Origin of the sequence: Natrinema thermotolerans (assembly GCF_031165565.1) — an archaeon.
In the GTDB taxonomy this organism is placed as follows: domain Archaea; phylum Halobacteriota; class Halobacteria; order Halobacteriales; family Natrialbaceae; genus Natrinema; species Natrinema thermotolerans.
The window spans coordinates 1-17,198 of record NZ_CP101876.1 but is presented as its reverse complement, the minus strand read 5'-3'; the positions used below and the strand labels follow the sequence as shown (position 1 = coordinate 17,198).

General features: G+C 64.0%; 33 protein-coding genes. 28 read left to right on the top strand and 5 right to left on the bottom strand.

Translation table 11 applies throughout. The features are described 5' to 3' along the window. The first annotated feature begins 56 nt into the window (after positions 1-56). From NP511_RS22860 to NP511_RS22770, 19 genes are all read left to right on the top strand, one after another. Positions 57-296 (top strand): hypothetical protein, encoded by a 240-nt coding sequence (locus tag NP511_RS22860; RefSeq protein ID WP_049964149.1) that lies wholly within the window; start codon positions 57-59, stop codon positions 294-296. Next, positions 289-600, top strand: a complete 312-nt coding sequence (locus NP511_RS22855) for a WDGH domain-containing protein (RefSeq protein WP_049964148.1) — start codon at positions 289-291, stop codon at positions 598-600. Before NP511_RS22860 ends, NP511_RS22855 begins: the two co-directional genes overlap by 8 nt. Continuing rightward, on the top strand, positions 597-815 hold the full coding sequence (locus NP511_RS22850) for a PGDYG domain-containing protein (protein WP_049964147.1): 219 nt from the start codon (positions 597-599) through the stop codon (positions 813-815). The genes NP511_RS22855 and NP511_RS22850 overlap by 4 nt, the downstream gene beginning before the upstream one ends. Continuing rightward, complete coding sequence (locus tag NP511_RS22845) at positions 808-2,247, top strand: hypothetical protein (protein WP_144240361.1); 1,440 nt, start codon at positions 808-810, stop codon at positions 2,245-2,247. Before NP511_RS22850 ends, NP511_RS22845 begins: the two co-directional genes overlap by 8 nt. Next, entirely contained in the window at positions 2,244-2,933 is a 690-nt protein-coding gene (locus NP511_RS22840) for a hypothetical protein (protein ID WP_049964146.1), read from the top strand. The genes NP511_RS22845 and NP511_RS22840 overlap by 4 nt, the downstream gene beginning before the upstream one ends. Then, positions 2,930-3,472: a hypothetical protein gene (locus NP511_RS22835; protein ID WP_049964145.1), complete on the top strand. Its 543-nt coding sequence runs from the start codon at positions 2,930-2,932 to the stop codon at positions 3,470-3,472. Before NP511_RS22840 ends, NP511_RS22835 begins: the two co-directional genes overlap by 4 nt. Before the next feature lie 38 nt (positions 3,473-3,510). After that, positions 3,511-4,044 carry a hypothetical protein gene (locus NP511_RS22830; protein ID WP_233274287.1) on the top strand — a complete coding sequence of 178 codons (534 nt, stop codon included), beginning with the start codon at positions 3,511-3,513 and terminating at the stop codon, positions 4,042-4,044. Further along, the gene (locus tag NP511_RS22825; RefSeq protein WP_049964143.1) at positions 4,041-4,829 is read left to right on the top strand and encodes an ATP-binding protein; all 789 of its coding nucleotides are present in this window, start codon (positions 4,041-4,043) and stop codon (positions 4,827-4,829) included. Before NP511_RS22830 ends, NP511_RS22825 begins: the two co-directional genes overlap by 4 nt. Before the next feature lie 6 nt (positions 4,830-4,835). Then, on the top strand, positions 4,836-5,012 hold the full coding sequence (locus tag NP511_RS22820; protein WP_162834881.1) for a hypothetical protein: 177 nt from the start codon (positions 4,836-4,838) through the stop codon (positions 5,010-5,012). Positions 5,013-5,114: 102 nt separating this feature from the next. Further along, positions 5,115-5,390, top strand: coding sequence for a hypothetical protein (locus NP511_RS22815; RefSeq protein ID WP_049964142.1), 276 nt, complete (start codon positions 5,115-5,117; stop codon positions 5,388-5,390). Next, positions 5,391-5,882 (top strand): hypothetical protein, encoded by a 492-nt coding sequence (locus tag NP511_RS22810; RefSeq protein ID WP_049964141.1) that lies wholly within the window; start codon positions 5,391-5,393, stop codon positions 5,880-5,882. Beyond that, positions 5,882-6,619, top strand: coding sequence for a hypothetical protein (locus tag NP511_RS22805; protein WP_049964140.1), 738 nt, complete (start codon positions 5,882-5,884; stop codon positions 6,617-6,619). The genes NP511_RS22810 and NP511_RS22805 overlap by 1 nt, the downstream gene beginning before the upstream one ends. Positions 6,620-6,625: 6 nt before the next feature. Further along, positions 6,626-6,868: a hypothetical protein gene (locus tag NP511_RS22800; protein WP_049964139.1), complete on the top strand. Its 243-nt coding sequence runs from the start codon at positions 6,626-6,628 to the stop codon at positions 6,866-6,868. 59 nt (positions 6,869-6,927) lie between these two features. Further along, the gene (locus tag NP511_RS22795) at positions 6,928-7,665 is read left to right on the top strand and encodes a hypothetical protein (protein ID WP_049964138.1); all 738 of its coding nucleotides are present in this window, start codon (positions 6,928-6,930) and stop codon (positions 7,663-7,665) included. 1 nt (position 7,666) lies between these two features. Continuing rightward, positions 7,667-7,885, top strand: a complete 219-nt coding sequence (locus tag NP511_RS22790; RefSeq protein ID WP_006649206.1) for a hypothetical protein — start codon at positions 7,667-7,669, stop codon at positions 7,883-7,885. After that, entirely contained in the window at positions 7,882-8,358 is a 477-nt protein-coding gene (locus tag NP511_RS22785; RefSeq protein WP_049964137.1) for a hypothetical protein, read from the top strand. Before NP511_RS22790 ends, NP511_RS22785 begins: the two co-directional genes overlap by 4 nt. Then, positions 8,355-9,362, top strand: a complete 1,008-nt coding sequence (locus tag NP511_RS22780) for a hypothetical protein (protein ID WP_049964136.1) — start codon at positions 8,355-8,357, stop codon at positions 9,360-9,362. The genes NP511_RS22785 and NP511_RS22780 overlap by 4 nt, the downstream gene beginning before the upstream one ends. Before the next feature lie 426 nt (positions 9,363-9,788). Beyond that, entirely contained in the window at positions 9,789-10,046 is a 258-nt protein-coding gene (locus tag NP511_RS22775) for a hypothetical protein (RefSeq protein ID WP_233274286.1), read from the top strand. Next, positions 10,043-10,270: a hypothetical protein gene (locus tag NP511_RS22770; RefSeq protein ID WP_049964134.1), complete on the top strand. Its 228-nt coding sequence runs from the start codon at positions 10,043-10,045 to the stop codon at positions 10,268-10,270. The genes NP511_RS22775 and NP511_RS22770 overlap by 4 nt, the downstream gene beginning before the upstream one ends. A gap of 179 nt (positions 10,271-10,449) precedes the next feature. Here the strand turns inward: NP511_RS22770 and NP511_RS22765 are convergent, their stop codons facing one another. From NP511_RS22765 to NP511_RS22755, 3 genes are all read right to left on the bottom strand, one after another. Next, the gene (locus NP511_RS22765; RefSeq protein WP_049964133.1) at positions 10,450-10,680 is read right to left on the bottom strand and encodes a DUF8108 domain-containing protein; all 231 of its coding nucleotides are present in this window, start codon (positions 10,678-10,680) and stop codon (positions 10,450-10,452) included. A 63-nt stretch (positions 10,681-10,743) separates the two neighbouring features. Further along, on the bottom strand, positions 10,744-10,947 hold the full coding sequence (locus NP511_RS22760; RefSeq protein ID WP_049964132.1) for a hypothetical protein: 204 nt from the start codon (positions 10,945-10,947) through the stop codon (positions 10,744-10,746). A gap of 21 nt (positions 10,948-10,968) precedes the next feature. Next, positions 10,969-11,169, bottom strand: coding sequence for an AbrB/MazE/SpoVT family DNA-binding domain-containing protein (locus NP511_RS22755; RefSeq protein ID WP_049964131.1), 201 nt, complete (start codon positions 11,167-11,169; stop codon positions 10,969-10,971). 159 nt (positions 11,170-11,328) lie between these two features. Between NP511_RS22755 and NP511_RS22750 the strand changes: the two genes are divergently transcribed. The 9 genes from NP511_RS22750 (at position 11,329) to NP511_RS22710 (ending at position 16,094) form a co-directional block, all read left to right on the top strand. Beyond that, positions 11,329-11,526: an AbrB/MazE/SpoVT family DNA-binding domain-containing protein gene (locus NP511_RS22750; protein WP_136396843.1), complete on the top strand. Its 198-nt coding sequence runs from the start codon at positions 11,329-11,331 to the stop codon at positions 11,524-11,526. Further along, a complete protein-coding gene (locus NP511_RS22745) occupies positions 11,516-11,800 on the top strand; it encodes a hypothetical protein (protein WP_049964130.1) in 285 nt (94 codons plus the stop codon). The genes NP511_RS22750 and NP511_RS22745 overlap by 11 nt, the downstream gene beginning before the upstream one ends. A 235-nt stretch (positions 11,801-12,035) precedes the next feature. Beyond that, complete coding sequence (locus NP511_RS22740) at positions 12,036-12,296, top strand: RNA polymerase sigma factor (protein WP_049964129.1); 261 nt, start codon at positions 12,036-12,038, stop codon at positions 12,294-12,296. Beyond that, entirely contained in the window at positions 12,289-12,498 is a 210-nt protein-coding gene (locus NP511_RS22735) for a hypothetical protein (protein ID WP_049964128.1), read from the top strand. The genes NP511_RS22740 and NP511_RS22735 overlap by 8 nt, the downstream gene beginning before the upstream one ends. After that, entirely contained in the window at positions 12,489-12,674 is a 186-nt protein-coding gene (locus tag NP511_RS22730; RefSeq protein ID WP_049964150.1) for a hypothetical protein, read from the top strand. Before NP511_RS22735 ends, NP511_RS22730 begins: the two co-directional genes overlap by 10 nt. Continuing rightward, positions 12,671-13,003: an SWIM zinc finger family protein gene (locus tag NP511_RS22725; protein WP_049964127.1), complete on the top strand. Its 333-nt coding sequence runs from the start codon at positions 12,671-12,673 to the stop codon at positions 13,001-13,003. Before NP511_RS22730 ends, NP511_RS22725 begins: the two co-directional genes overlap by 4 nt. Before the next feature lie 106 nt (positions 13,004-13,109). Further along, complete coding sequence (locus NP511_RS22720) at positions 13,110-13,376, top strand: sigma factor-like helix-turn-helix DNA-binding protein (RefSeq protein WP_049964126.1); 267 nt, start codon at positions 13,110-13,112, stop codon at positions 13,374-13,376. Beyond that, positions 13,366-14,814, top strand: a complete 1,449-nt coding sequence (locus tag NP511_RS22715; RefSeq protein WP_049964125.1) for a hypothetical protein — start codon at positions 13,366-13,368, stop codon at positions 14,812-14,814. Before NP511_RS22720 ends, NP511_RS22715 begins: the two co-directional genes overlap by 11 nt. 626 nt (positions 14,815-15,440) lie before the next feature. Next, the gene (locus NP511_RS22710) at positions 15,441-16,094 is read left to right on the top strand and encodes a hypothetical protein (RefSeq protein WP_049964124.1); all 654 of its coding nucleotides are present in this window, start codon (positions 15,441-15,443) and stop codon (positions 16,092-16,094) included. A 306-nt stretch (positions 16,095-16,400) separates the two neighbouring features. On the opposite strand, the gene NP511_RS22705 is transcribed toward NP511_RS22710, so the two are convergent. Both NP511_RS22705 and NP511_RS22700 read right to left on the bottom strand, forming a co-directional pair. After that, complete coding sequence (locus NP511_RS22705; RefSeq protein ID WP_136396844.1) at positions 16,401-16,664, bottom strand: DUF7386 family protein; 264 nt, start codon at positions 16,662-16,664, stop codon at positions 16,401-16,403. 252 nt (positions 16,665-16,916) lie between these two features. Then, the gene (locus tag NP511_RS22700; RefSeq protein ID WP_136396845.1) at positions 16,917-17,141 is read right to left on the bottom strand and encodes a hypothetical protein; all 225 of its coding nucleotides are present in this window, start codon (positions 17,139-17,141) and stop codon (positions 16,917-16,919) included. Positions 17,142-17,198: the final 57 nt, after the last annotated feature.

Here is a 17,198-nt window from a genome sequence, read left to right as displayed (position 1 = left end):
CTATTCAGGTTCCAATTCTGTCACCTGCCAAGTACGTGACCGCTGTGGTCCGGTGCATGGGTGACGCACTAACCCGACCCGACGAAGTCGATTCGCACAACGACCACGACGCGACGATCCTCGAGTACCTGCACGCACAGGCCGCTGCAGCGGAGCGACAGGCCGAGGCCCTCGAGGACATCCGCGACCTCCGGGAAGCGAACAACGAGCGACAGGCGGAGTTTCAGGAGATGCTCGAGGCGCTCTTCACGGAGGTCGGCGCAGCGCCCGGCGTCGACTTCGAGGACCATGTCTGAGAAGGACATCGACGAGGTCTACCACGATCGGAACCTGCTCGCGATCGGCTTCGCGACGGCCGTCGCGACGGCGTGGGACTCGGCCGCGGTCGGCTACTACTACGACGGCGAATGGCCCGTCGTCTGGGCCGAGACGCCGGCGGGGCAGAAGTCGTGGCACGTCACTCCGGACCTCGAGGATGTCCTCGAGCGATCGACGCTCCAGGAGGGACGGCCGCCGACCGGCTACGACGGCCACGACCGGACCCTCAAGAACAGCCGTCTCGCCCGCTATATCACCGGTCAGTATCCGTCTCGAGTATGACGGATGAATACGGAAGCAGCGGGACGTACAGAAAACGTCCCGTCGAAATCGAGGCCGAACGACTCGAGGAGCGCGTCGAGATCGACACCCGCGAGGGAACGGTCGTCGGCGAGCCCGGCGACTGGCTCATCACCGGCGTCGAGGGTGAGGTGTATCCCTGCAACGACTCGATCTTTCGCGAGACGTACGAGCCCGTCGAGGTGGACGATGACTGAGCGGTTCGAATTTGCGACGAAGCAAGCCGCCGACCTGTTCCGGGAGGAGAACGAGGAATACCTCTGCAGCGACGACGACCGGCGGCTCAAGACCGTCGCTCTCTCGTCGGACACTCCCGAGCGGGTCCTCGAGGAGGCCGCGATCGAGACGGCGGTCACCCGAGCCGAGCGCGACGGGACGAGTCAGCTACCCCTCGAGGAGGACGAGCGCGACGCGATCGACTTCAGCGAGGGGCGGGCCAGCGTCCCGTGGGCCCGGTCGATCAAGGCGATCATGCGGGCCGAGGGCGTCGACGACTGGCTGTCGCATCTCGACCCGACCCTATCCGTCGACGAACACCGCGAGGTCGCGAAGCGAGCGGCTCGCGACGAGCAGGGCGATCGCCTCGACGCCGAGGACTCCGTCGACGATAAGCTCGCATCGGTCGAGGGGTTCCGTGACGGTCAGTGTGGGACCGCTGAAACCCACTGCGAGGACGGAGACGATGAGGCCTGCGAGTTTCTGGTCGACGAATGCGGCGTCGACGAGGACGAGGTTCAGTCGCTCCTGACGGACTTCGACGAGGAGATCCCCGAGGACGAGGTCGAAGGGCGCTGGCTCGGGGCCCTCAAACAGGCGTGGCAAGGCTACTATGCCGCGACTCATGCCATCGAGGACGCAATCGAAACGACTCGCGAGGCGCGACGGGACGCAGAGGCCGCAGCGAAGGCGATCAATGGCGTCCGCAAAGCGCACGGACAGGACCCAATCGAGGAGTTCCGCGACCTTGAGGAGGCCCTTTCGAAGCTCGCTGCAGAGGGTTCAGTCGCGGCCGACGCCGGCGACACCGAGCCGGAGGACGACCTCGAGGACCCCGAGGTCCTCGAGCGAGATGTCGGCTCGTGGGTCTTCGAGGGCGACGACGACGAGCCGAAGTGGCGGCTCAAACGCGACCGGATGGACGGCGGCGAGTTGCTGGTGACCGTCGCGACGGACGGCGGCCGAGCGGAGGTCATCGTCGGGAACCTCGACGAACTCGTCCGGGAGGTCCTCGGGAACTATCCAGCCCGGAGAGAGGCCCTCGAGGCGGCCGTCGAGTGGATGGAGGACCATCCCGACGGCGTCCCGACCGAGTGGTTCTACGGCACGGACGAGGACGACGCCGGCGACGACGATCGTCGCGACGATCAGGGCCCGCTGCTGGCCGACGATCGTCATGTCGAGGACGACGCCGGCGACGACGATCGTCGCGACGACGGGCAAGATGCCCTGCTCGAGGACCTCCCGGACGAGGGGGACGACGGCCCCTCGAGGGAGTTCCGTGCGGCCCAGCAAGACGGCTACCTCCGACAAGGTGACAGCGACGATCCCGACGAACGCGAGGGACTCGGCCAGTTCGGAGCGAGGCGCAGCGACACGCAAGCACTCGAGGACTTCGAGAGCGACGCATGACAGGCTATTTCTGCCCCGTAGAGGGGTGCGTGAAGCACGAGGACGAATGGGACGACGACCAACCACCGTTTGACGACGAGGCGGGGGTCAGGGGCCACATCAACGCGATGAGCGACGCCGCTCACAAGCAGGCCCGCAACGAAGGGGCGTGGGTCGAGGCCCCAGAGGCAGGGAAAGCAGGGGACGGCGAGGGGGACGAGAGCGACGACGACCAGCAAACCGACCAGCAGACAGGGGGCGATCAGGGGCCCTCGAGCGGTGGGTCGGACCCCTCGACCGGCGGCTCGGACCCCTCGACCAGCCCCTCGAGCGACGACGACATGACCACGACCAACGACGACCAAGGCGACGACCGGGGAGAACCGGCAGACAGCAGGGACCCGTGGGACCCAGACGACCAAGGGAACGACCAGCAGACAGGGGGCGATCAGGGGCCCTCGAGCGGTGGCTCGGGTCCCCCGACCGGCGGCTCGGCCCCCTCGAGCGGCCCCTCGCTCGGCTTCCCGAGCCTCCGGACGACCGCACTCCTGATCGGGGCGGCCGTCGCGATCGCCGTCCTGATCCACCTGTGGCGACGCCGGCGCTCGGACCCGATCGATGTCGACTCGGCCGACCCGACTCCGGACGACGAGGACGAGTCGACCGGCAACGCCATCGACCGCGAGGCCGGGGGTGGGCTGCAGTGAGCGACGCCGATCAAGCCGTCGACGAGGACGACCTCGAGGACGCCGGCGACGAGCCCGAGCCCGAACTCGAGGGGGACGCATACGCAGAGGTCGACCCGGAGATCGCCGAGCAGGTCGCTGCAGCCGACGCCGAGGACAACGCCGGCGACGCCGGCGACGAGGAAGACGTCGACGACCCAGCGGACGATCCGGACGCCGGCGACGGCGCGGATGACTCGCCGAACGACCTCACTCCCGGTCACATCTACTGCAGGGCGCTCGGAGCGGGTGCGACCCTCGGACAGGAGCGGATGGGGTCGGGCGTCGACGATCGAGGGGATGCGATCGACGAATACGCGGAACTCGCGAAGCATCTCGACTTAGATGACTACTTCGACGAATGGTATGCGGAGAACTGGGGCGGAGATCCCGACCTCGGGCCCGGTCAGGGGCTCGTTGCGTTCACATCGCTGTTCGCGGTGATGGTCCTCGTCGAGGACGCGGAGATGCTCGATGGCGCGATAGATTCGATGGACGACCTTTCGATGGAGGAAGCATGATTAGAGAGATGGCGACCGGCGGAGATCCCCGGAAAGCGATGGCAGAACAGTTCTTCAAGAGCCAGCAAGCCGAGGCGTTCCTCTCGATCGTCGCCCATCGCGAGCGGCGGATGATGGAGGCCGTCGCCGACCTCCAGGAGGCGGCCGGCGACGACATCGAACCCATCGAGGGGCTGCCGTCGGTCGACGACCGCGTCGGTCAAATCCGCTCGATGGCCCTCGCGATGATCGACGGCTCGCTCCCCTCATGGTACGTCACAGAGGCGATGCACGACCTCGAGAATCCCGAGGAAGCCGCTCAGTACGCCGATCAGACGGCGGAAGAGTGGCAGGAAACCAAAGAGACGTGGGCGGAGCGATACCGCGAGCAGGGGCTCGAGGGCGGCGTCGACGAACTCGCGACGGCCCACGTCCGGGCACGCTTCGACGTGGACGACCTCGAGACGTTCCGCGAGGCCGTCATCGAGTGGTCCGACGAGAGACGCCAAGCCGTCCTCGAGGAAGCACTCGCCGGCGGGCTCGAGATGGCCGAGCAGGGCATCTACGAGGTAGCGGAGGACCTCGAGGGATGAACCTCGCGTTCGGTGCCCGGACGAACTGGGGGAAGAGCTACGGGCTGCAGGCGTACACGGAGCGGAACGCGCCGGAGTACGACCGGACGATCCTCGTCGACTACAAAGACGAGTACACCGGGCTGGTCGAGTCGGGACTCCTGCAGCGGCTCCCCATCCGACCCGGAACGGAGAACCTGTCTCGGGCCCAGTGGCGGCAGATCCTCGAGGACAACGGGAACCTGCAACTCGGCCGCGACGGGATGACCGACGACGCCTGGCGAGAGACGATCGCGACGGTGATCGAGGCGCTGGCCCAGCTCGAAGAACGGACGTTCCTCGGGTTGGACGAGGCCCACCGGCTCGCGCCGCAGGAGAAGGGCTACCCGGACGCTTTCGACACGCTCGCGACGACGTGGCACGGCGACGGGATGGGCGTCGGGTGGGTCACCCAGCGATTCGCGAAACTCGACGAAGACATCGCCTCGCAGTGTCAGGCGTCGATGCTCGGCGGCTTCGGCTCCGGGAACGACCTCGACAAGGTCCGCGGGATCGTCGAGTATCCGGCCGACGTTCACAAGGCCGACGCCGAAACCTGCCCGCGGACGCTCCCCGACGATCTCCTCGTCGACGGCGAACCGCTCACGCTCCGCCGGTTCAGCGACGACGCGGGCAACACGATCGGGTCCGAGTGGATCTACTCGGACGACACGACGCTGCAGCGGATCGACTCGCGCGATTGGACGCTCAACAGCACGCACTACGGCAGCGACCGAGTCCGGATCAAACACCCCTTCGACGACTAACTCAGAATGCGAATCGACGTAACGCTCCGCGGGAGTAAGGCCGAACAGTGGAACCGGATTCAGGAAGAACTCGAGGAGCGGCGCGGCCACGAACTCAAACGGTCGGAGGTCGCGGGGATCGTGATGGCCGACTTCGAGCAGAGCCTCGAGGAGCCCGCGGATCGGAGTCGATCGCGACGGTGACGGCGGACCGCGGCAGATCGCGGCACCGTGCGGCGCTTGGTGTCGGGAGAACGCGGTTCTAACGCGCTCTTATATCCGATTTCGGCCGTTTGGTCTGATCGCATGGCAATGCAATTTGATCAGGCCACGGAGGTCCTGACTGACAGTGACGTGTGGATGGATGTCGGCTTCGTCGCGGGCGGCTACCTCGTCCCGTACCTCATCGACACCGCGACGGGGACGATGCTCCCGTCGGAGATCTTCGGTATCGGTGGGATGGCCGTCGGCGAGATGGTCGTCAACAACCGTGCATTCACCCTCGGATCGGGCGCATTCGCCGTCCGCGAGGCTGCCGAGCGATTCAACGCGCAGGGCATGATCGAGGAGGTGCTGGCGTAGATGAGCCTCCAACTCTTCGCGGCGCTCGGCGACTCGAGCAAGTACGTCGAGACGCAGACGAACACCCCTGACCAACTCACCCCCGTCCTCTCGATCAACCCGAAGGACGGCGTCGGCGTCCTCTTCCGCAACCGCGTCGACGTGGGCGACAAGGCCGGCATCCCGATCTACGGGAAGTTCCTCGACTCGAACGGGAACCCGCTCCCGGCCGACACCCGCGTCGCGATCGGCTACCAGGCCCCGACCGACGAGTCGATTCAGGTCGTCTCTGATCCGAAGTCAACCATCGCGAGCTACATCAAGAACTCCGTCTCGGACCAGCAGGACGACCGGCGAGTCGACGCGGTCAAGCACGCGCTGAAGGGCAAGGGTCTCGAGGTCCGCGACATCGACGAGGCGTACATCCTCGTCGATTCGACCGAGCAGATCGACCACTCCCAGAGCGAGATCTACCTCGAGGAGTCGGCGCTGGCGGAGGTGGACCTCGAGTAATGTCGGTCGAAAAGCAACTCGAAAATGCGTCGTGGGTGCCCGGCAGCGTCTCCCTTCGGGAGTTCAACACTCAAGCCGGGACCCCGGGAGAGGAGACGGTCGTCGCGGAGATCGAGACGGGGCGGGCGCTCCAGCTCCGGGACGACCCGGACAGCGAGCTTCGGCTCGTTCTCCCGGCACACGAACACTTCACGACCGACGGATCGGCCGACAACTCGGAGACGTTCGAACTCGGTCACAACCTGATCGAGAGCCCGACGACCCAGGACTTCCTGCTGTGGGAAGATGGGTCGGTCGTCCAGCCCGACAGCGTCGACTACGGGGCCAACTCGTTCGATTACACGTCGAGCGGGACCAACACCGACCTCGACGTGTTCTACGTCGCTCGCAACCCGGCGTCGGTCGAGATCCGGAAGACTGCGCCCGGAGCGGGCGGCAAGGTCAACCAGACGCTCAAGGAGGCGCAGACGGCGATCCTGCACACCCGCGACCAAGCCCAGCAGGAAATCACGTTCGGGTTCGATCGGACGCCGCTACAGCCGTACCTTCCCCGGAAATTCCGGCTGCAGGTGGCCGTCGACGCGCCGTACAAGGTCGCGTTCGAGGCACCCGAGCGGGCCAACGGGACGCCTCGAGCGAACAACGCCCTGCTATCGCTGCCGCGGTTCCAGACCGAGGCCCGCATCGAGGGGCTGGGAACGCGCGTCAAGCAGGACATGATCGGAGTCACGGGGTGATCTCCCGTGCAGGGCGGTCTTTCCGAAGGAACCGGACCCGGCGAGCTTGCGGTCACCGCGACGGGAACGTCGTCGGAACCCACCGCGACCACGACCTCGAGCCCGGCGAACCAGAACCAAGCCCAGCAGCCGCCGGAGAGCCCGACGGCGCGACTCGTCTACGGCACGCAGTGGACGCAGGACGACATCATGATCGCCCTGCTGGCACTGCAGGCGCTGCTGCTGGTGTTCGTCACGATCCGATCATGAACGCACACACGCAGGGGCTCACGAGCCCCATCGACGGTATCGACATGGAGGTGAGCTAGATGCCGGGACCCGCGGCAGCACTGGCCGCCGGCGAAGCGGCCGACAGCGCAGCGGACGCGGCGGAACCGGCAGCGGAGGCAGTGAGCAACATCTCCGACAACATCAGCGATGCAGCCCAAGACAGCAAGGGGTTCAACGTCGCGATGGTCATCGGCGCGATCGCGCTCGCGTTCATCGTCTGGCGCGTGATCCAGATGACCCGCGGCCCCGGTCAGGCCGCGGACGGCGTCGGCGACGCCGCTGGGAGCCTCTTCGGCGGGCTGATGAACGCGACCTCGGGCGCTGGTGAGGCCGCCGGCGGAATCGGCGGCGCGCTCGGAGACATCTGGGGCGGCTCGACCGACGCGGCCGGCGGGATCGGCGGCGCGATCGGCGACGTGTGGGGCGGCGCGACCGACCTCGCGGACGGCGCGAGCGACTTCGGTGGCGATGTCCTGGGCGATGTCTGGGGCGGCACCACCGACGCCGCGGACGGAGCCGGCGACTTCGTCGGCGACACCGTCGACGGCGTCACCGACGCCGGCGGCAACCTCTTCGGCGGTCTGATGGGTGCCGGTGACGACGCGGCCGACGCCGGCGGTGACATGGTCGACGGTGCAACAGACGCCGGTGGGAACTTCGTCGACGGTGCAACAGACGCCGGTGGGAACTTCGTCGACGGCGCGACCGACGCTGGCGGGAACTTCGTCGACGGTGCTGGCGACGCCGTGGGCGATCTCACCGGAGGGCTGATCTAACATGGAGCCCACCGCCTTGCTCAACAACTTCGGCTTCCCGACCGTCGCGTTCCTGCTCATGTACCGCCTGTACCTGAAAGAACGCGACCAACGCCGCGAGGAGCGGAGCAAGTGGCTCGGTGCGATCCAAGAACACACGGCCGCCGTGCGCGATCTCCGGCGCGATGTCCGGACAGTCGCGACCGACGGCGGCACCGAGCAGGAGGGGGATGCCTCGTGATCGGTTCATCGACGGTCGGCCCCAACAGCCCGATCGAGCGCGTCCTCGAGGACTACGGCGTCGGAGCCTCGTCGTGGGGCGAGGACCTCGTCGAGAGCGACACCGAGCGGCTCCTGCTCGCGCTCCTGCTCGAGCATCGCGGGGAGAATGCGGTCGAAGCGCTCAACCCCGAGTCCGAGGACAGCCAGGAGGCCGCGTACTTCGTCACGGAGAGCCCGATCGCGGTGACCTCGACCGAGGAAAATCGGCTCAACTGGGGGTTCCCAGCGTCCTCTGTGACGATTTGGGGATTCACCGAGCCGATTTACGTCGCGTTCCGTTCGGGCGGAGACTATCGGAAGATCCCGCTCGAGCCGGGGGATGCGCCGTATCACGAAGCCCCAGAGGGGGGTCTCGGAGCCTCAAGCGCGTGGATTCGGAAGCGTAGCGACGACACGAACGACACGCAGGTAATCGTCAAAGCCAACAAATGACTGTAATCGGAGAGAAAACGGCGACCTACGAAACGCTACTGAGCGACCTCGTGACGGAACTCCTGACCTATTCGAATTGGTCGGACGCAGATACCTACGTCACGAACGACGGCAGCGATACCTCGTGGTACAACAACGGCAGGGTGCTACAGGACTCGAACACCGGCACCTTCCTGTTGATGTATCTCAGCGGGGGCCAGTGGCACGAACAGAACGGCACCCAGCGGCACGTTTCCGGAATCAAATTCGTCATCTCGACGGACTGGGATAGCACGAACCACTACCCGACCGGCTACACCAACGTCGGCTCACAAAGCGGCTTAGAGGCTAACGCCCTCGTTAGCAACGTTTCCAACGACGCACCGGCAACGTATGACGACTTCAACGCCACCTACGCCAACCATTCGGACTACGATTACCAGTGGTTTGCCTCGCCGTACGGCGTTTGGGGTTCGAACAACAACCTGAGCCGGGACACGATCCGCGGGACCTCTGTGAGTTACATCATGTCCGTCAAGGCGGACGGGTTCAACATCGGCACGTGGAACTCTAACGACGGTAACAACGGAATCGCCAGCGTTACGTCGTATGAGTACCTGAGCGACCGGTTCTTTGACGATCCGGGCATTCCGCTAATCGGACTCACCCGAACGTCGGACATCGCACAGGCCGCTATCTACGGGTTCACATCTTACTCGGACTCCGACAGCACCCACACGAACCGTAATGTCGGGTTCGACAATTCGCCCGTAGAAGACGCTGACTGGGGAATTATCAACCCGTCGAGTGAAGACGACACCTTCTTTTTCCGCTACCCAGCGGCGTTCAACACGACGGCGAAGACAGTCCCGGTCGCGTACCTCAGGCAAACCATTCCAAACGACTCCAGCGAAGGGGGCGCTCACGGCGACGACTTCACCCATAACAGCACCAACTACCGAGTGTTCGCACAATCCGGTGCAAGCACCTCAACGGTTCTCAGTATGGGCCTCAGACACGAATAACGCATGGTCACGCTATCCACCTCCGCAACGATAGGGAATGGCGGGATAGCAACGCCGACGTACACAACCACGGCACGACTCAGCCCCGGACACGACCCGCTCCGGCAGACCGTCCCCTTCGATCCCGCAGCGGGTGAAGGAAGGGCGACGACGGTTCAGCGAGCCAGAGATTCAATAGCCCCACCGACGGCGGCAACGCTGACGTACACGACCACGGCACGGCTTAGTCCCGGACACGACCCGCTCCGGCAGACCGTCCCGTTCGAACCATTCGGAATCGGTGCGACGGCGCGATCCCCGCCGAGCCGCTCGGCGGCCGGGTTGGGTGTTCGCCGGTCTACACTGATACCCGGTTCGTATTTCCGCGTTCTCAGGGGTGTAGCCATCGATACTGACGGGAATCGCCTCGGTGATGCGAAGTACATCATGGCAATGGGCGATCTTCCGACAGTCGCACCAGTCGCGAACGACGGGACCTTTACCATCTACACGCTCCGCTCGAGCTACGACGATTTCGTCCTCGTGGCGAGTTCCGGGCGGCAGGGTGTCGACTATACCTGGTACACGCCCGTCGACGTGGAGATCGGTCCCTCCGAGAACGATGTCGTCCTCGTGTTCGAACCGCGCGAGTTGAAGGGGCTGTACGCGGGTCAGGCAACCCAGATGGGGGGCTCGCTCCGATGATCGACCTCCCCGTCGACCTCGAGTTGCTCGCGCTGGTCCTCGTGGCGTTCCAAGCGGGGGCAGCGTGTCCGGCGTACTACGCTCGGGAGAGACTGCGCGGGTTCGGCCGGGCGATCTTCGACCGGCTCCCGTATCGATCACCGCCAGGGCTCGACGAGGAGCAGGCACTCCGGGAGGCCGCGGACGACGCCGACCCCGGCGACGAGGAGACGACCGAATCTTGACGACCGTCCACCCGATCCGTTCCTCGAGGAGCTGCTCGCGATCGTCGACGTCGACGACGTCCACGAACCGGCCCGACGCAGTACCGCGTTTTCCTTTAGTTACAAAATGAGTCTGGTATGTATGTGAGACTGGTAGATTTAGGACCGGCGGGTTTCAGTACAGAAAACGGGACAAACGTCTATTCGGCGCGGACGACTTTCTTCTCCTTGTCGACGAAGTACTTGTAGCAGAGATACAGGAGGTTCGCGAGGCCGATCGTCCACCAGCCGAGCAGCAGGAAAATCAGGATGTGGGCCGTGAGCGTCCCCTTCTTCCGCCGGATCATGACGGCGCTGTCGTTGCGTTCCTCTTGGATCTCCCAGCCCTCTATCTGCGCGTCCTCGATCTTCCGCTGCAGTCCCTCGGCCATATCGTTCGTCTCGAGACTGCCGTGACAAAAACGTTATCACTCACTCAGGGCGACGAGACGGGTCTACTCTTCGTTACTGTCTTCGATTTTCCGGAGGACTACCTCCCCCTCTTCCCACTTACCAACCATCTCGAGTTCGTCGTCCTCCTCCCAGTCCATCAACTGCATCATGAAAGGCGGGATCGAGAGGATACTGCTGTTTCCCGACGAACGGATCGCGCGCTCACCTTTCACCGTCGACTCGTCTGGATCGACATCCAGCGTCATCTGTGCTTTCTTGACCGAGATCTATTCTTCGTCTTCAACGGGACGGATCGTGATCTCCCTGCTGGCCCAATCGCCCTCGATCTCGACCTCGTCGCCCTTATCGAGTTCCAAGGTGTCCAAGAGTTCCGGAGGGAACGAAAGAATCGTACTCGTTCCCGAGGCCGTGAAGGTGCGCTTATCTCGAATCTTATTGTTCTCTGTATCAATCTCGACCATGCTCATCTTACTCCGTCCTATGGGAATAGTGCCGATAAATCTAATCAAGTTCTGAGTACCCTATCACAACGGTCTTACCTCTATAACAACTCCATCACTAACCCGCTGTATCAGAATGGGATTAGATTTAAAACCTTATGCCGACATACTTGCGTTTGTATGTCGGTGAGAGTCAACACAGAAACAGGCGAATTGGTCGATGACGGTCAACTGAGATCGGCCGGTTCAAGCACTGTTGTAACGATTCCCCCGGATATTCTCTCTCAGGCTGAGATGTCCGCGGGCGACGATGTCGAGTTTGCTGTCGACCTCGACAGTGAGGGCAAAATCGTCATCAGAGAGGAGGACGGCGATGAAGCCTAACCAGTCGACGCTCGACGGGGAGCGACAGACCTCGCTCGGCTCGATCGCGTCGACGGAGCCGGTCGTCGACGGCGTCGAGCAGGTCCTCGTCTCGTCGTCGTCGAACTCGAGGACCTCCTACCATCGGCAAGACCCGCACAACGAGGGGCATCCGAAGTGCGGGCAGGTTCTTCGGGCTGACCGTTCCGAGTGGGACCAGAAGCCGAAAGAGGCGATGAGACGGTCGTCTGCGAACCCCTGCCCGACCTGCTACCCGGACGGTGATCCTCGATGATCCTCTCGACAAGGAAGAGCTTCACTTTCACCACGGTACCATCGGTTTGTTATAGCCCCGACGAGAATGCAGAACAGACGGGTTCGCCGTCGCAAAATGCGGCTCCCGTTACTAACTCCGTCGGCGTCACCCAGTTCCACGTAGCCGACGCCGCCGGAGCCCCCACGAGAGCCATGTGTCTATCTGGACCGAACTCACTAAAATCCGCGGACAGACGTAGCGCAAGGTGGTTGTCATGAGTCAGGCGTCCCTCGTTGACTTCGAGAGTGACGACGCCGGCATCGACGATCGCGTCGACGAGGTCGACCTCGAGGCCGTCGACGAGGACGACCTCGAGCGCCTGACCGAGGCCGAGCGGGAGGTCGTCGAAGCGACGAAGCTCGGTGACTACGGCGTCCGTGAGTACGGCCGCAAGACGGAGCGACGGCCCGGAACGATGGGCAATCTCCTAGCGACCGCTCGGGAGCGACTCGCAGGGGGTGACGACGATGTCTGACCGGGACGAATCGATGTGGTTCTGTCCCCACTGCAAGAAGTGGGTCGGCTACCGGCTCGATCGCTGCCTCGAGGGCCACGACCGGCCGCGGTTCCCGCTCCGATCCGACGATGTCGATTTCGACGCCTCTTGGCGCGTCGATCTCCGCGATCGGCTCCGCGGCAAACTCCGCTCGCTGCTGGGGTGGTTCCGGTGGGACTGATCGGCACCTGCGACGACTGCGGTATCGAGGGCGTCCCGCTTCGGTTCAAGCCGGATGTCCCGAGTTCCGAGCAGACCCGTCCATCGATCTGTAACGACTGCAGGATCGAGCGCGAGATCGTCCTCGAGGAGTCGCGTCCGGCACCCATGTTCCCGGAGGAGGGCCGTCTCCCATGAGCAGCGACGGACGCCAGCCCGCAGCGGCGTCGATCGACGAGGACCGGCTCGACTTCGAGGCCGCCGAGGACGAGCTGACCTCGAGTTGGGAGCGGGCCCTCGAGGAGGCCGCGGAGATCGAGCCGATGCAGCCAGGCGAGTTCGCCGTCAGGTTCGAAACCTCCGACCGGACTCACGTCGTCCGTCTCGCCGGCGACGGAGCGGGCTACGCCGGCCGCTGTACGTGTCCCGGCTACCAGTTTCATGATGGACCGTGCGCGCACCTTTGCGCCGTCTTTCAGCGGTCCCTCGAAGAGCCGACGCTCGTCCCGGAGGTCGATCTAGGATGAGCGAGACGTACCATCTCCGCTGCACCGACTGCGGAGCCGAGTCGGAAGAGTCCCCCCGTCGCTGGGAAACGTGCCCCGTCTGTCAGGGTGATGTGGTGGTGGTAGCGTGACCCGAGACGGATCACTCCGGACCTTCGACGGCGTCCAGGAGCGCAACGACGAGGCGACCGACGACGTGCGCACCGACGGGATGGTCCCGAAGCCGACCCTCACCGGTCTGACCGACGCCGAACGGGAGGTCTTCGTCTCGGTCGACCTCGAGGGACTGTCGCCGTCGGAGCTAGCTAGCTTCACGAAGTGGGAGGCATCGACGATCCGAACGATTCTGTCGCGAGCCCGTCGCAAGCGGGCGGAGGACGACCATGACGACTGATACCGATTCCAACGACGACACCGAGTTGTACAGTACCGTCGGGCCGGACATCGCTGCCTCGCAAGAGGACCGCGAGCAGGCCGCCCGGATCATCGATGTGATCGAGAGCCTGGACACGCTCACGAAAGAGGACATCATCGACGAGTATGAGCGGAAGTACCCGAACACCAAGACGTTCAACGACGAACGGACCACCGGCGGGCTCGAGAAGAAGTACCGGCCGGCTGCGCTCGATCTCCCCGGATTCGGTGAGAAACGAGAGACATGCGGGAAGCCAATTCCTCACGTCTGCGACTGCTGCGGGGAGATGGTCAAGATTGGTCGGACGTGCAGTCAGTCGATGTGCCCGAGGTGCGCGCCGAAGTGGGTCCTCAAGACCGCACCGGGGATCGTCAACAACATCATGGGCGCTGCCCGGATGATGTCCGCGAACAACGATTACGACGCCGTATACAAGCATCACGCCGTTCTCAGCCCGCCCGAAGACCTGTATATCGACGCTGAAAATCCCGAGCAGGAGCTTATATCGCTCGCTCAGGAGTTCATGGCGGAAATCGATATGCAGGGTATCGCACTGTATCATCCGTGGACGGGGCAGCCGACCGAGGACGACGAGGGCGACGACGCCGTTCTCAACGAGGCAGAGGACTTCGAGCAGAACCATGACGACGACATCGGCGAGTGGAAGGAACGCCTCTTCGAGGGTCGTGACTGGTACGGGGACGTTCGCGAGGAACTGCAGCACCGGCCCCACATCCACCTGATCGGAGCCTGTCCTTGGTTCCCCGGCGGCGATGTCACGAAGCTCGTGAACGCGGAAACGGACTGGGTCATTCACCGAATCACCGGGAAGAGAGAAGGCAACTCGCCTATCTCTCTCGGTGGGATTCGCGATGTCGCCCGCGCCGTCGTCTACGCGCTCAGTCACGTTGCGATCGACACCCGCGAGGACGGGAAGGGTGGCGATCACAACAAGTACATCTACGGCAAGAAGGGCAAGGAGTTCCTGAACGCCGACGATCGCGACCTCGAGGAAGCGAAAGCGAAGTGCAATGCGGTCGCCCCGCTGCTGCTCGGAATCGAGAAGATGGAAGCGTCGTGCCGCGAGGAGATCCCCGAAGAGGAAACCGACCACGACAGTGACCCCGCTGATGAGGACGCGCTCGACGACCTCGAGGACGACGCCGAAACCTCGTCGACGGACGAGGACGAGATCTCGATGGCGACGTGTCACGGAAACCTCGTCTCGATCGACCGGGCCGACTTCGTCGACGATGAGGAATGGCGATCGAAGGCGCTCTTCGCCGACGAGGCCGTCCGTGCAAAGCAGGAGTGGGAAGAAAAGGGCGGCTGGGAGGGATGGCTCGAGCGGCAGACAGGGCAAGCGAGGCTGCCGACAGACGGCGCTGAGTCGGTCGACAGCCCACCGCCCGGCTAACCCGCAGATCACTCCGTGATCGCCCGCTGGCCAGCCGTGCGTCTATCCTTCGCCCCTCCTTTTCGCCGTCATTCTGTTGTCGACGTCTTTTCGACCTCGAGCGACAGCTGACCCTCGTCGTCGACGGCCCGGATCTCTTCGTCGGCGGCGGCCGACCACGTCGTCGACGGACAACTATCCAGCATCCGACAGTGTCATTATATCCAACCGAAACGGAGGTTTTCCGGCTGCCGTCTTGCGATTCTGGGGACCTCCAAAATCGCCGCGTCCACAACCCCGAAATCGAGGGAGCAACGCACAGGCTGAGAATGGCCGTCTCGAGGCCTGAAACGCCGAAGTAGGTTCCCGTTACTCTCCGGTAATGCTGACCTTCGCAAGGACGCCTGTTACAAACCGCGGACAGGCGCGTAGCGCCGTCGACCCCCCGAAATTTTTTGCGCGCCGCTAGGCGCGCGAGCCGAGCGAAGCGAGGCGGCCCTTTAGCTTATCCTGCCAGCCCGAGCGCCGGCCGGGGCCGAGGCGGGGCCGACCCCCACCCACCCGCCGACCGCGCTGCTCGACGAGCCCGTCGACGGCGATCGGCGCGACTGTCTCGGCTACTCATCCGTCGGCCACTGATACTTGATATGGCTCGGCTTCTCGATGACTCCCTGATCGACCGCCCGGTTCAACGCCGGCCGGACGACGCGCTGCCACCAAGAGTCCTCTCCTTGCCCGTCCAGATGCGTCTGCTCGTAGAGCGCACTGACGAACTCCGCGCGGGTTCTCGGACCGGACTGCTGCTGCAGCCACTCGAGCGCCTCGAAACCGATCTCGCGGCGTTCCTCTCGGTCACGGGGCTTTCCCGGCCGCCAGTCGGCCAGCGCGTCCTCGAGGCCGTCGTGACGACCCGCGTCGACGCGCGCCTCCTGGTCGTCGTCGACGGCGTGGCCAGCAGCGACGTGGTCGTCGCGACGATCGTCGTCGACGCTCGCCTCCTGGTCGACATCGTCCTCGAGGCCCTGCTCGCCGAGCCCGCGCTGATCCGGATGGTCTGCTGGGTCCGGTGGCGGCGGAGCGACGACGCGATCGACGTGCCACCATGCGACTGCGCGACTCCCGATGTCTTTGCTCTCGAGGGCATCGGCGCGCTCGAGCAGTCGGAGATCGTCGAGGACTGTCCGCCGCGTCACGTCGTCCTCGAGGGCATCGACTACCTCCGTGGTCGATACAACGGGGTCAGGATGCCGTCTCACGGCCTTCTCGACTCTGTCGAGTCGGTTGCTCATACACCACAGTAACCCCCACCGCTGTTAGTATTTCCCTCGTATTTCTCTCACACTACCCTCGCATTTCTATCCCATTTCTCACCTGTTTCCTATCCATTTCCTTCGAAGGAAATACCAGACACTCGGCTCTCCCGTTCAATTCCCAAGCGAGTATTTGGACAATTGAAGTGTATCCTATACGGTAGTTCTCTCCGTAATCTCGCTAAGGAAGTTCCTTTATAAAGAATCGGCGAGGTCCTCGGCTCGATCGGCTTCGTCGACGGCGCGATCGCGCTCGTCGACGAGCTGACCTCGAGGAGGCCGGTGGACGTTCGTCAATTATCGCCACTTCGATTCGATCCGGGTTCGGTACCGGAGTCCGACGACGCTGGTGTTCGCGATGTCCTGAATGACGTGCGGCGGATGCTCTTCGCGAGCGGCGTCGATGTTCTGCTCCGATTCGATCAAATGCGTCAAAGCGGCGTCGATAACGTCTGACGTGGGCGGTTCGTCTTCCGGGCCGTCCCGCACGATCTTTTCAGCCTGCTCGAGCAGTCGCTTCCGTTCGTCACTGAGTCGGAGCGTCGTCCGCTTAGTTGCCATATAAAGGGATGTATGCACCGGGGGCCCTAGAGCGTTGTTCTCGAGTGAGGGACCGATCGATCGTATATAAAGGGGGGTCGCGGGTGCGACGTGATCGTCGCGACGATCGGCGTCGACGGGCTCGATCTATGCACGCTGGGGTTCCGGTGAATACGCTCGGCGTGCATACATCGCGTCGGTCGTATACATCCGCGAGCAACCCCACGGGGTCGGCCTCGAGGACCACCTTGCACGGCTCTCGATCTAGAAGAGTCAGGACTCGACAGGGGTCAGGATGAACGACCCCGTCGGAACGTGATACGCTATCTGCATCGGCGACCCCTGCTCGAGACCCTCGTTGTCGCTGAACGGAGTCGGCAGCAGTCCGTAGGCGCTGCCGCCCGACTCCTGAACGCGCCCCATTCCGCAGGGGATCGTATCGCCGTCATGATGGGCCTCTGCAGCCTGTTGGGCTCGTTTGGATGCTGAGGTACTCATATCGTTTCCCAAGGGTTGCATCTACTAAAATACGTGTTCGACTTGATATTCGTGTAC